12 protein-coding genes are annotated in these 12896 nt (G+C 33.9%); 9 read left to right on the forward strand and 3 right to left on the reverse strand.

The genetic code is table 11. The features are described 5' to 3' along the window. Positions 1 to 3: 3 nt before the first annotated feature. From topA to ITJ86_RS00640, 3 genes are all read right to left on the reverse strand, one after another. Complete coding sequence (topA, locus tag ITJ86_RS00630; RefSeq protein ID WP_195869666.1) at positions 4 to 2535, reverse strand: type I DNA topoisomerase; 2532 nt, start codon at positions 2533 to 2535, stop codon at positions 4 to 6. 160 nt (positions 2536 to 2695) lie between these two features. Further along, entirely contained in the window at positions 2696 to 3130 is a 435-nt protein-coding gene (locus tag ITJ86_RS00635; RefSeq protein WP_195869667.1) for a hypothetical protein, read from the reverse strand. A gap of 43 nt (positions 3131 to 3173) precedes the next feature. Then, entirely contained in the window at positions 3174 to 3962 is a 789-nt protein-coding gene (locus ITJ86_RS00640) for a hypothetical protein (protein WP_195869668.1), read from the reverse strand. A 177-nt stretch (positions 3963 to 4139) separates the two neighbouring features. Between ITJ86_RS00640 and miaB the strand changes: the two genes are divergently transcribed. From miaB to groL, 9 genes are all read left to right on the forward strand, one after another. Next, positions 4140 to 5585, forward strand: a complete 1446-nt coding sequence (gene miaB / locus ITJ86_RS00645) for a tRNA (N6-isopentenyl adenosine(37)-C2)-methylthiotransferase MiaB (RefSeq protein WP_195869669.1) — start codon at positions 4140 to 4142, stop codon at positions 5583 to 5585. Between the two features lies 1 nt (position 5586). Next, on the forward strand, positions 5587 to 6447 hold the full coding sequence (locus ITJ86_RS00650; RefSeq protein ID WP_195869670.1) for a hypothetical protein: 861 nt from the start codon (positions 5587 to 5589) through the stop codon (positions 6445 to 6447). Between the two features lie 119 nt (positions 6448 to 6566). Beyond that, entirely contained in the window at positions 6567 to 7496 is a 930-nt protein-coding gene (locus ITJ86_RS00655) for a hypothetical protein (RefSeq protein WP_195869671.1), read from the forward strand. 2 nt (positions 7497 to 7498) lie between these two features. After that, on the forward strand, positions 7499 to 8764 hold the full coding sequence (locus ITJ86_RS00660; protein WP_195869672.1) for a sigma 54-interacting transcriptional regulator: 1266 nt from the start codon (positions 7499 to 7501) through the stop codon (positions 8762 to 8764). Positions 8765 to 8841: 77 nt separating this feature from the next. After that, positions 8842 to 9345 carry an LptE family protein gene (locus ITJ86_RS00665; RefSeq protein ID WP_195869673.1) on the forward strand — a complete coding sequence of 168 codons (504 nt, stop codon included), beginning with the start codon at positions 8842 to 8844 and terminating at the stop codon, positions 9343 to 9345. A 4-nt stretch (positions 9346 to 9349) separates the two neighbouring features. Next, complete coding sequence (locus ITJ86_RS00670; protein ID WP_195869674.1) at positions 9350 to 10312, forward strand: hypothetical protein; 963 nt, start codon at positions 9350 to 9352, stop codon at positions 10310 to 10312. 1 nt (position 10313) lies between these two features. Next, complete coding sequence (gene secG / locus ITJ86_RS00675) at positions 10314 to 10664, forward strand: preprotein translocase subunit SecG (protein WP_195869675.1); 351 nt, start codon at positions 10314 to 10316, stop codon at positions 10662 to 10664. Between the two features lie 186 nt (positions 10665 to 10850). Next, positions 10851 to 11126 carry a co-chaperone GroES gene (locus ITJ86_RS00680; protein ID WP_195869676.1) on the forward strand — a complete coding sequence of 92 codons (276 nt, stop codon included), beginning with the start codon at positions 10851 to 10853 and terminating at the stop codon, positions 11124 to 11126. Between the two features lie 105 nt (positions 11127 to 11231). Beyond that, positions 11232 to 12866, forward strand: a complete 1635-nt coding sequence (gene groL, locus ITJ86_RS00685; RefSeq protein ID WP_195869677.1) for a chaperonin GroEL — start codon at positions 11232 to 11234, stop codon at positions 12864 to 12866. Positions 12867 to 12896 lie beyond the last annotated feature (30 nt).

Raw genomic sequence — 12896 nt, forward strand, 5'->3', positions numbered from 1 at the left:
CAATTACTTCTTTTTTGTGGTCGTTTTTTTCTTTGTAGCCGTCTTCTTCTTTGTTGCTTTCTTTTTGGTAGTTTTCTTCTTTGGCGCATTTTTTTCGAGAATGCCCAATGCTTTCTCTAGCGTCATTTTACTCACATCTACCGTTTTGGCTAACTCTACTTTTTGTTTACCCTTAATAATGTTATGTCTTCCCCAACGTGCTTTCTCTACTCTTACACCTTCATCTTCCCAGTTATGAATAACCTTATCAATTTCTTTTTGTATCTTTTCTTCGATCAAAGTTACAATGTCTTCTTCAGATAAATTATCCCAATCGTACTTTTTATTCACATTTATAAACATATTGTTCCATTTTATAAATGGCCCAAAACGTCCTTTACCTTTGGTAACCTCTAAATCTTTATACATATATATAGGAGCATCTGCTAATTCTTTCTCCTTAATATATATCATTGCTTCATCCATATCAACACTCAACGGATCTACTCCTTTTGGAAGCGATACAAACTTTTTCCCAAAACGAACATAAGGTCCAAAACGACCGTTGTTAACTTCTACTTCTTCCTCTTTATAATGTCCAAGTGCTTTTGGAAGCTTAAATAAATCCATAGCCTCTTCATACGTAATGGAATTTAATTGTTGGTCTGGCGATAATGACGCAAACTTTGGTTTTTCCTCCTCGTCTTGAACACCAAGCTGAACCATAGGTCCAAACTTCCCTAAACGCACACTAACTTGTCTACCTGTTTTTGGATCTGTACCTAAAATACGTTCTCCAGACTCGCGTTCAGCATTTTCTTGCACATCTTCAACTTGTGGATGAAAGCCTTTATAGAAATCTTTCATCATTTCTCGCCAATCTTCTTTTCCTTCCGCAATATCATCAAACTTATCTTCTACTTTAGCAGTAAAGTTGTAATCTAATATGCTTTCAAAATGATTCACTAAGAAATCAGTAACAATCATACCAATATCTGTTGGTACCAATTTACCTTTATTAGAACCTGTTTGTTCTGATAGTGTATTATCTTTTATCTTTTGATCTTCAAAAACTAATTGCTTGTATGTTCTCTGGTCACCTTCATGCGTTCCTTTTTCAATATAGTTCCTATTCTGAATGGTAGAAATTGTTGGTGCATACGTTGACGGACGACCAATACCTAATTCTTCTAATTGCTTTACTAATGAGGCTTCAGTAAATCTTGCCGGAGGTCTTGTAAAACGTTCGGTTGCTGTAATATATTTATTTTGAAGTGCCTCACCTACTTTTAAATCTGGCAAAATACCTTCTTGCTCAGTATCTTCATCATCGGTTCCTTCTAAATAGACTTTAAGGAATCCTTCAAATGTTATGATTTCACCATTTGCAGTGAATTGCTCACTAATCTTATTTTCTGCATTAATCTGAATTTTAAGGTTGGTACGTTCCAATTTTGCATCACTCATTTGAGATGCAATAGCTCGTTTCCAGATTAAATCGTACAATCTTGCCTGATCGCGCTCTGCATTAACGGTATGATTTGAAAAATCTGTTGGTCTAATTGCTTCGTGTGCTTCTTGTGCTCCTTTAGATTTTCCTTTATAATTTTTTGGGTTACTAAACTTAGAACCATAGGCCGAAATAATTTCGTTCTCCGCTCCTTTTTTAGCTTCATCAGATAAATTAACACTATCTGTTCTCATATAAGTAATAAGACCAGCTTCGTACAAACGTTGTGCATTTTGCATCGTTCTACTCACAGAAAATCCTAATTTACGTGACGCTTCTTGCTGAAGTGTTGACGTTGTAAATGGCGCAGCAGGTGATTTTTTTGCTGGTTTCTTTTGTAAATCTGAAACTTCGTAAGATGCTCCTATATTATCATTTAAAAATTTTAAGGCTTCTTTTTCTGAACTAAAATTCTTAGGTAATTTTGCTTTGAATGAATTGCCGTTTTCATTTGTAAACTCTGCATCTACTCTATACGATGCTTTTGCTTCAAAAGCTTGTACAGCGCGTTCACGTTCTACAATTAAACGTACAGAAACCGACTGTACACGACCAGCAGATAAGCCACCTTTCACTTTTCTCCATAAAACCGGAGATAATTCATAACCTACAATACGGTCTAAAACACGTCTTGCTTGTTGTGCATCTACTAAGTTATAATCTATACTCCTTGGATTTTCAATGGCTTTATTAATCGCGCTTTTAGTAATCTCATGAAATACAATTCGCTTCGTTTTATCTTTATCTAATTTTAAAGTTTCTGCCAAATGCCAAGCAATAGCCTCTCCTTCCCGATCCTCATCACTCGCTAACCATACAATATCCGCTTTTTTTGCTAATTCTTTTAGTTTTTTAACGACATCCTTTTTATCCTTAGACACCTGATAATTAGGCATAAAGTCTCCTTCGACATCTACCCCTAATTCTTTGGATGGTAAATCTGCAATGTGTCCAAAACTGGACTCCACTTTAAAATCTTTACCTAAAAATTTTTCAATAGTTTTAGCCTTTGCAGGTGACTCAACAATAACGAGATTTTTTGACATTCTTAAAATTTTGCGTTTACAAATGTATGTGAAAATTAAGATACAAACCTAATTTGGTCGTAAATACCATACATTTTAACGCAATTAAATGAATGTAAAACACAGAAAAAGCCTTACGATTTGCAAGGCTTTTAGGATTAAAAAAAATATTTAATCTTATTTAATAGACATATAAAATAGGTTCTGATAAACCTTCAATGTTTAACAAAACTTCATTTGAGCCATCTACCTGTAACTGTGTTAAATTAAATGGCTCCGTTTTTTCTATAACTGTTAAGCAGTCTTCATTATTAGTAAGTGTCAGTTTCAAATAACGTTGTGGCGGCATCGACTCAGCAATATTTTCTGAATCTATTAACGATAAATCCCAAGAACTACCATCGCAGCCACTTGAACTGATATTAAACACTAAACAATGACCATATAAGTTAACATCTAATACATCATAATGCTCCGATTCTGCATTGTCATATGTTTCATTATTACTTACGACCACTAATCCACATGATTTCGTTGACAAATCATCTTCATCACATTGAAAATTCAGCAACAATAAACAAAACAAAGAAAATACTGTGATTTTTTTCAAACTCATAAAACTGTTTCTTTATAGATGCATAATTTGATAAAGGGTTGCGTTAAAAGGTAGATAATTGCTCAATTCGCCTCATTTGATCATTGTCATTATCAAACCCAACCACGTCCTTATAAATAAAATAAGATGGCAACTGAACAAACGACGTTGTGACGTAGACACCAAAACCACACATTAAAAAACCAATTACTATTGCTAAAAACCCAGAGATAAACATAAGACCGAAAGCAAGCAACCATTTTTTATTACCGAGATCAAACCCCAATTTAATGATTTCCGATATGGATAAATCTGGATTAAAAGCATAGACAATAACGACAAAAGATAGTGGCACTATGACGTATAGAATGGGTAGAAAACATAACATAGCCGCTAAAAGCGAAATGCCTGAATACGCAACTCCCAACTTAATCGTTTTAACTAAATACGGTTTTTTGAAGAAATAAAAATAATCTTCTTTACCTAGTTGTTCTAAGTCTTTAAGTTGACATATACGATAAAATGCTGCTTTTAATCCAAGCCCAATGGCACTCATGGCTACTATCATAAAAGCATAAACTAACACAACCACAATAACCATAACAACACTCATACCTGTGTGACCATAAGAATCATAATTACTATCAAAAGTAAAAGCACTAACAAAACCAAAGAACAATAGCGGTATATAAACAATCATTATTACTGGTATGGCCAACACCATATTTAATAGTAAAATCACCAAGCCTTGTACCCAAACTTTTTTAAACAACGCTATAGATTGATTAAATATAAGCCCAAAGTCTAAAGCATTCGCATCGTCAATTCGACCTTTAATTTCTGTACTATTCATTTTTATTTATTTGGTTAGTTCTCCAAAAGAAATCTATTTTCTTTACATATTCAAAAAAACTTTAGCCTTACGACTTTTAAGGTTTAATAAAACATTATAACTGCCACTTTGTCACAATCAATAAAATAGTATTACCTTTGCATGCTTATTGAGATTTAGAAGTATTCACTATAACTGATGGAAAAAATAATAGACGAAAATAAACAAGGAGAAACCCTAGTCATAGACAAAAAAGAAGGCAACCAACGCAAACTATTCATTGAGAGTTACGGCTGTGCAATGAATTTTAGTGACAGCGAAATTGTAGCTTCCATTCTTTCTGAACAAGGTTTCAACACAACACAAACCCTTGAAGAAGCAGATCTTGTTTTAGTTAACACCTGCTCTATTAGAGATAAAGCAGAGCAAACCGTTAGAAAGCGATTGCAAGAATATAATGCTGTAAAGCGTATTAACCCAAAAATGAAAGTTGGTGTTTTGGGCTGTATGGCAGAACGTCTAAAAACGAAATTTTTAGATGAAGAGAAAATCGTGGATTTGGTTGTAGGACCAGATGCTTACAAGGATTTACCTAATTTGCTTGCCGAAGTTGAAGAAGGAAGAGACGCCATTAACGTTATTCTTTCTAAAGAAGAAACTTATGGAGATATTTCACCCGTAAGGCTTAACACCAATGGCATAACGGCTTTTGTTTCAATAACTCGTGGTTGTGATAATATGTGTACGTTCTGTGTTGTTCCATTTACACGTGGAAGAGAACGTAGTAGAGATCCACAAAGTATTATTGAAGAAGTTAATGATTTATGGTCTAAAGGGTTTAGAGAAATCACCCTTCTAGGACAAAACGTAGATAGTTATCTTTGGTACGGAGGAGGCTTGAAAAAAGATTTTAATAACGCTTCTGATCTTCAAAAAGCTACAGCTGTAAATTTTGCTAAACTTTTAGAGTTGTGTGCTAAGGCTCAGCCAAAAATGAGAATCCGATTTTCTACGTCTAATCCACAAGATTTTACCATGGATGTTATTGAAACCATGGCGAAGTACGATAATATATGTAAACACATTCATTTACCTGTACAAAGCGGAAGCGATCGTATTTTAAAAGAAATGAATCGTTTGCACACGCGTGAGGAATATTTTGAAATTATCGATAATATAAAACGATTAATTCCTGAATGCTCAATCAGTGTAGATTTAATCGCTGGTTTTCCAACAGAAACAGAAGAAGATCATCAAGACACCTTATCTTTAATGGAATATGTAAAATATAATTTTGGTTATATGTTTACCTATTCTGAACGTCCTGGAACATTAGCTGGTCGTAAAATGGAAGATGATGTCCCAGAAAAAATTAAAAAACGTCGACTAAGCGAAATTATTCAATTAGAACGTAAGTATAGTGCGATGAATACTAGATCTCACCTTAATAAAACGGTAGAAGTCTTAATTGAAAAGGCCTCAAAAAAATCGGATTTAGAATGGTCTGGAAGAACCTCAGACAATACGGTTGCTGTTTTTCCTAAAGAACATTATAAAGTTGGAGATTTTGTTAATGTGTTAATTACAGATTGCACAAGTGCTACGCTTATTGGAAAAGCCGTAGGTTATTCAAAAAACAATTAACATGAAATACACGTTTTATATCGTATTATTTGCAGTTTTATTTTCATGTAACTCTGATGACATTCAAGATTCTGAAAATGAAACTCCAAACACGCTAATTATAAAACACATTAAAGATATTGGAGACAATAATGAGCGTAATTTTTATTTCGATATAAACGGAAGGTTAGATTCTATAACAGATACTAGTGCGCTTTCTGCGTATAATTATATTCTGTCTAAATTTGAATATTCAAACGACGATAAATTAATAAGTTCTTATCATACCTATGGGACTGAAGAATCATTTGCAGACCTAACCTATACTGGTACTGATATTTCTAATTATCACTATGTCACATTTGGTTATCAAACGGATGCTAACATTATCATAGATAATAACACCATTAATTATAATGACCTATTAGAATCAGGTATAGAAGAAGATGATTTAAATATTCAATGGACATTTAGTTTAGATAATTTAAAGTATTTAATACAAAAGAAGTCCACCTTGATAAACAATGATAACTCGGTATGGAATATAACAGATTATGAATATGATGCCAATTTCAACATGATTGAAAGTCATACCACCATAAATTTTGGTTCTCAAGCTGATTACAGCACTACTTTTACGTATGACGATAAAAAAAATCCGATTGCTGAAACTATGGACAATTACAAATTAGCACTTTACTTTATGGATGACTATAACATTGTAGACATGTCACCAAATAATGTGTTAAGTAAAACCGATGCTCAAGGGGTCACAGACGTGTATACTTATATTTACAACAATGATAATTATCCTGTTTCTGCAACAATTACGAATACAGTTACAGGCGAAGTTACAAACACAATAACCTATTCGTATTACTAGCTTCAAGACATAACTGAATAATTTAGAAAACTATTTAATTGATAGGTTATTCGAAATAAAAAAGAGATTACCAACAACTAAATTCTCATAGCTATGAGAAGTAAAAAAATAAAACATCAATGAAAAAATTAGCCTTAATATTATTCACGTTAACTTTAATTACCTCTTGTAATATTGAGCCTTTAGACTCGGCTTACAACCAAGAAGGAGGTGGTAACCAAGGAGGAGGTAGCGAGAGCGCTGACTTATCCATGTCGGTTTATGAATTAGATACAAAGATTAATGTGGTGTTTTTTGGAGCTCCTATTGAAACGATTACCAATTCAGAATTACATATTTCTAATAATAAAATTGCATCTGGAACCAACGCATTATCTGCTAATGGAAGCCCATTTGAAAACGAAGATGTCATTATAACCCGAAATAGTTCAGGACAAATTATTAACGATAAATCTGTAAATTCAGCAGGAGTTACTACAAACGAAACTGTTATAACCTACACCAATGGAGTTGTTTCTAATATAACATATGATTATTATGATAACGACGAAGACGATTACAACTACAACTTCACATACGACGGAAACATAATTACAAGAACAGAACCTGGCTCTACTATTTCTACGCAATTTACAGTAGACGGACAAGATCGTGTTATTAAAAAAGAATCGTTTGATGGCGAATTTTCTATTCAGACTGAAACAGTTGCTTACAATGCCGCAGGTAATATTACTAGTAGCACAACTACTGGTGAAACACAAAGCAATACAACGTATCAGTTTGACGATAAATCAAACCCATTACAAGTCATTTATGAAGACAATTACATTTTAACCTTTTTGAAGGATGATTATTCAGATGAAATTGGAGGTCAAATTGCACAATTTCTTTCTACAAACAATTGGAATGGAGCTTCATTCAATGGTACAGCGTTTAATTTTGATTTAGAATACAATACTGTAGGCAGAATAAAAAGTAGAGATATCGCTTATAATTTCGGCCCTGAATTATCTTTTGAGTTCAACGAAGTATTTTCATATATTAATTAAAGATGGAATCTATACAAGCCATAAAACAACGTTTCGGTATTATAGGAAACGACCCTAAACTTAATCGTTCTATTGAGAAAGCGATTCAGGTTGCACCTACTGATATTTCGGTTTTAGTAACAGGAGAAAGTGGTGTAGGAAAAGAGAGTATCCCAAAAATAATACACCAATTATCGCACAGAAAACACGGTAAATATATTGCAGTAAACTGTGGTGCTATTCCAGAAGGCACCATTGATAGTGAGCTATTTGGACACGAAAAAGGAGCCTTTACAGGAGCTACATCAACACGTTCTGGGTATTTTGAAGTTGCAGATGAAGGTACCATTTTTTTAGATGAAGTGGGTGAATTACCATTAACAACCCAAGTGCGTTTATTACGTGTCTTAGAGAATGGAGAGTTTATTAAAGTAGGTTCTAGTAAGGTTCAAAAAACCAATGTTAGAATTGTGGCAGCGACAAATATTAATATGTTTGAAGCTATTAAAAAAGAAAAATTCAGGGAAGATTTATATTACAGACTAAGTACTGTTGAAATTAACTTACCACCTTTAAGAGATCGTAAAGACGATATTCATTTGTTATTCAGAAAATTTGCCAGTGATTTTGCATTAAAATATAAGATGCCAACGGTTAAATTAACTGATGACGCCATTAGCTTACTAGTAAAATATAGGTGGAATGGAAATATTAGACAATTACGAAATGTGGCAGAACAAGTTTCTGTTTTAGAGCAAGATCGTACTATAAACGGTAATACAATTCAGAATTATTTACCTAACACTGGCAGTAATTTACCAGCCATAGTGAATACGTCTAAATCTGAAAGTGATTTTAGTAGTGAACGTGAAATTTTATACAAAGTTTTATTTGACATGAAAGGAGATCTCAGCGATCTTAAAAAACTCACCATGGAGCTCATGAAAAAAGGAAGTAATTCCGATGTTCAAAAAGACAACGAGCATTTAATTCAGAAAATATATGGCGAAGATAAGGATGAAGCGTTTGAAGCTGCAGTTGAAGATTTAGAAATATTATCAATTCCAGAACACAAAGAAACTATAGAAGAAATTGAGCCCGAAACGGAAGACAAATATCATTTTGCTGAAGAAATTGAAGAAGAGGAAACCTTATCTTTACACGATAAAGAATTAGAGTTAATTAAAAAATCATTAGAACGCCATAGCGGAAAACGTAAATTAGCTGCCGCAGAATTAGGCATTAGTGAACGAACACTCTACAGAAAAATTAAACAATTTGATCTTTAAGAAAAGTTTATGACAGCAACAATAAGATTAAAATCTTTTTGAAGTTGATAACTCTAAAGAAACCAAATATCTATTAAATGAACGCATTCAAATATCTTTTTATAATTGCAATTTGCCTTTTATCCTTTGGTTGTAAGGTGAACTATTCTTTTACAGGAATTACAGAAACACCAGAAACATTTCAGGTTAATTTCTTTCAGAATAATGCCGATTTGGTAGAACCTGGTTTGGATAGAGACTTTACAAATGCACTTGAAGTCCGTATAGTCAACCAAACGAGTGCTAACCTGGTAACTTCAGGAGGAGAAGTGATCTATGAAGGTGAAATTGTAGAATACCGCATTTCACCAATGACCGCAACTGCTGAGAATACAGCGGCTCAAAACAGATTAACTATAAGTGTCAATGTACGTTATATTAACACTAAAGATGAAGAAAAAGATTTGGAGCAACGTTTTTCCTTTTTTTATGATTATCCTGCAGCAGCACAGCTTTCTGGAAGCATAAAAGACACTGCTTTCGATGAAATTTTAGAACGACTCACACAAGACATTCTCAACGCTACATTAGCAGATTGGTAAAACTATGCAGCTTCAAGACCTTACATATTTATTACAACACCCAGAAGCCATTACAGCATCTCAGACCGAAACGCTTTCTTCGGCAATTAAAGAGTATCCTTATTTTCAACCTTTAAGAGCTTTATACCTTAAAGGCTTAAAACAGAAAGAAAGTTATAAATACAATAATGCTTTAAAAATCACAGCTGCTCATACTACAGATCGCAGTGTGCTTTTCGAATATATTACGTCGGCTGTTTTCAATCAAAATGAAATATCTGAACAAATAAAACAGAATACAGAATATATAAAAGCTATAGAAGTTAATGAAGTAGATGATATTTCTGTTAATAAAAGCGTTACTATAGATGATGCTTTAAAAGAACACATTAAGGCAACAGAAGGTGTTTTAGATCCAGGACTATTTGAGGTAAAACCATTACCAAAACCTCGATTAGAACCAAAAATTGAAGATTCAATTATTGCTGTTGATGTTAAAAACATAACACCAGAAAAAGAACTCGAAATTGGGAAACCTTTAGAATTTGATAAAACTGAAAATCATTCATTTACAGAATGGCTAAAAATTACGAGTTTTAAACCTATAAACAGAGATAAAAATGAAGCTAAAGTTGATTCAGAACTAGAATCTGAAACAGAAATTGAGGCAGAAAATGACGTTTCAAAACCCGAAACCGAATCTCCACTTGACAAAAAACTAGCTCTTATAGATAAGTTTATAACCGAAAACCCAAAGATTAAACCCATCTCTGACAACACACCAAAGCCTAAGCTAGTTAACAATGACAACGCTATTTCAGACAGTTTAATGACTGAAACTTTGGCACGAATATATTTAGAACAAAAAAACTATGATAAGGCAATTCAATCTTACAAAATTTTAAGTTTGAAATATCCAGAAAAAAGTAGTTTCTTTGCACACCAAATAAAATTGGTACAAGAGTTAAAAGATAATAATACAAAATAAAATGAGTGCATTTTCAATTTTTCTAATACTAATCGTAATCGTTGCCTTCTTACTTGTTATAGTAATTATGGTACAAAACCCTAAAGGCGGAGGATTATCATCATCTTTTGGTGGTGGTGGCACACAGCAAATGGGTGGAGTTCAAAAAACTGGTGACTTTTTAGATAAGAGTACATGGTTTTTAGCAACAGCATTAATCGTTTTAATCTTAGCATCTAATTTAACCATTAATTCTGGTGGAAACATCGAATCTAAGGCTTACGATGCAGACGAAACAACAGAAATGCCAATGTCGACTCCAGCACCTACAACTAACGATGCAGGAACCTCAGAAGATACATCAGGACAATAACGAGGTTATTTCCATAAATACATGAAGCCAACTTTTTTAAGTTGGCTTTTTTTATTCTATAACGTTCGACAATTAGGGTCTGAAACTTTGTCAGACTTTCTGCCTTGGCATAATTTTCGAACTAAACCAACCTGCCTGTCAAAGGACAGTAGCATTAATAATTAAACAACTAAAAACATATAACAAATGGGCTTAAACATTAAACCATTAGCAGACCGTGTTCTTGTAGAACCAAAGGAAGCTGAAACTAAAACAGCTTCAGGTATTATTATTCCAGATAATGCAAAAGAAAAACCACAAAAAGGAACTGTAATTGCCATTGGTAATGGTAAAAAAGACGAACCTTTAACGGTAAAGGTTGGTGACACTGTTCTCTATGGAAAATACGGAGGCACTGAGCTTAAGTTAGAAGGCAAAGATTATTTAATGATGCGTGAGAGCGATATTCTTGCAATTATTTAACCATAACAAACTTAAATTCTGTCATTCCGCACTTGATGCGGAATCCAAAATCTAAAATTAAATAAATAGATTCCTGCCTTCGCAGGAATGACAAAAACATTAAAAATGGCAAAAGATATAAAATTCGATATTGAAGCACGCGACGGATTAAAACGTGGTGTTGATGCTTTAGCAAACGCAGTAAAAGTAACATTAGGCCCAAAAGGTCGTAATGTGATTATTGGTAAATCATTTGGCGCACCACAAGTCACTAAAGATGGTGTTTCTGTAGCAAAAGAAATTGAACTTGAGCATGAGCTTGAAAACATGGGAGCGCAAATGGTAAAAGAAGTCGCTTCTAAAACTAACGACTTAGCAGGTGATGGTACAACTACCGCAACTGTTTTAGCGCAAGCTATCGTAAAAGAAGGTCTAAAAAACGTTGCTGCTGGCGCAAATCCAATGGATTTAAAACGTGGTATTGACAAAGCTGTTGAAGCGATTGTAAAAGATCTTGACAAGCAATCTAAAAAAGTAGGTAGCGACTCTGACAAGATTAAGCAAGTGGCAGCTATTTCTGCTAACAACGATGACACTATTGGTGATTTAATCGCTAAGGCATTCGGAAAAGTTGGTAAAGAAGGTGTAATTACTGTAGAAGAAGCTAAAGGCATGGAAACTTACGTTGACGTGGTTGAAGGTATGCAGTTTGACAGAGGGTATTTATCACCATACTTCGTTACCGATTCTGATAAAATGATTGCTGATTTAGAAAATCCATACATTTTATTATTTGATAAGAAGATTTCAAACTTACAGGAAATTCTTCCAATTTTAGAACCCGTTGCACAATCTGGACGTCCATTATTAATCATCGCAGAAGATGTTGAAGGACAAGCCTTAGCCACTTTAGTTGTAAACAAATTACGTGGTGGTCTTAAAATCGCTGCAGTAAAAGCACCAGGTTTTGGAGACAGACGTAAAGCAATGTTAGAAGATATCGCTATCCTTACTGGTGGTGTTGTTATTTCTGAAGAAAGAGGTTTCTCTTTAGAAAATGCAGACTTATCAATGTTAGGTACGGCTGAAACTGTAACGATTGACAAAGACAATACTACCATTGTTAATGGTGAAGGAAAAGCGGCTGATATTAAAGCTAGAGTAAATCAAATTAAAGCACAGATAGAAACAACAACTTCTGATTACGATAAAGAAAAACTTCAAGAACGTTTAGCTAAATTAGCTGGTGGAGTTGCTGTACTTTATGTTGGTGCTGCTTCTGAAGTAGAAATGAAAGAAAAGAAAGATCGCGTTGACGATGCTTTACATGCTACACGAGCTGCAGTTGAAGAAGGCATTGTTGCTGGTGGTGGAGTTGCATTAGTGAGATCTAAAGAAACGTTAGAAAAAATAACTACTGACAATTTAGATGAAACTACAGGAGTACAAATTGTGAATAGAGCAATTGAATCTCCATTACGTACTATCGTAGAAAATGCTGGTGGAGAAGGTTCTGTAGTTATCAATAAAGTTTTAGAAGGCAAAAAAGACTTCGGTTACGATGCTAAAACTGAAACTTATGTAGATATGCTTAAAGCTGGAATCATCGATCCTAAGAAAGTAACACGTATTGCATTAGAAAATGCCGCTTCTGTAGCTGGTATGATCTTAACAACGGAGTGTGCTTTAGTAGATATTAAAGAAGATGCACCTGCTGCTATGCCACCAATGGGTGGAGGCGGAATGCCAGGCATGATGTAGTTTGTATAGAACAAACACATAAATTATATA

This window comes from Winogradskyella marina, from assembly GCF_015645385.1.
In the GTDB taxonomy this organism is placed as follows: domain Bacteria; phylum Bacteroidota; class Bacteroidia; order Flavobacteriales; family Flavobacteriaceae; genus Winogradskyella; species Winogradskyella marina.

Coding starts and splice junctions, on each gene's coding strand:
- topA (WP_195869666.1), bottom strand. CDS start 2,535: ATGTCAAAAAATCTCGTTATTGTTGAGTCACCTGCAAAGGCTAAAACT.
- ITJ86_RS00635 (WP_195869667.1), bottom strand. CDS start 3,130: ATGAGTTTGAAAAAAATCACAGTATTTTCTTTGTTTTGTTTATTGTTG.
- ITJ86_RS00640 (WP_195869668.1), bottom strand. CDS start 3,962: ATGAATAGTACAGAAATTAAAGGTCGAATTGACGATGCGAATGCTTTA.
- miaB (WP_195869669.1), top strand. CDS start 4,140: ATGGAAAAAATAATAGACGAAAATAAACAAGGAGAAACCCTAGTCATA.
- ITJ86_RS00650 (WP_195869670.1), top strand. CDS start 5,587: ATGAAATACACGTTTTATATCGTATTATTTGCAGTTTTATTTTCATGT.
- ITJ86_RS00655 (WP_195869671.1), top strand. CDS start 6,567: ATGAAAAAATTAGCCTTAATATTATTCACGTTAACTTTAATTACCTCT.
- ITJ86_RS00660 (WP_195869672.1), top strand. CDS start 7,499: ATGGAATCTATACAAGCCATAAAACAACGTTTCGGTATTATAGGAAAC.
- ITJ86_RS00665 (WP_195869673.1), top strand. CDS start 8,842: ATGAACGCATTCAAATATCTTTTTATAATTGCAATTTGCCTTTTATCC.
- ITJ86_RS00670 (WP_195869674.1), top strand. CDS start 9,350: ATGCAGCTTCAAGACCTTACATATTTATTACAACACCCAGAAGCCATT.
- secG (WP_195869675.1), top strand. CDS start 10,314: ATGAGTGCATTTTCAATTTTTCTAATACTAATCGTAATCGTTGCCTTC.
- ITJ86_RS00680 (WP_195869676.1), top strand. CDS start 10,851: ATGGGCTTAAACATTAAACCATTAGCAGACCGTGTTCTTGTAGAACCA.
- groL (WP_195869677.1), top strand. CDS start 11,232: ATGGCAAAAGATATAAAATTCGATATTGAAGCACGCGACGGATTAAAA.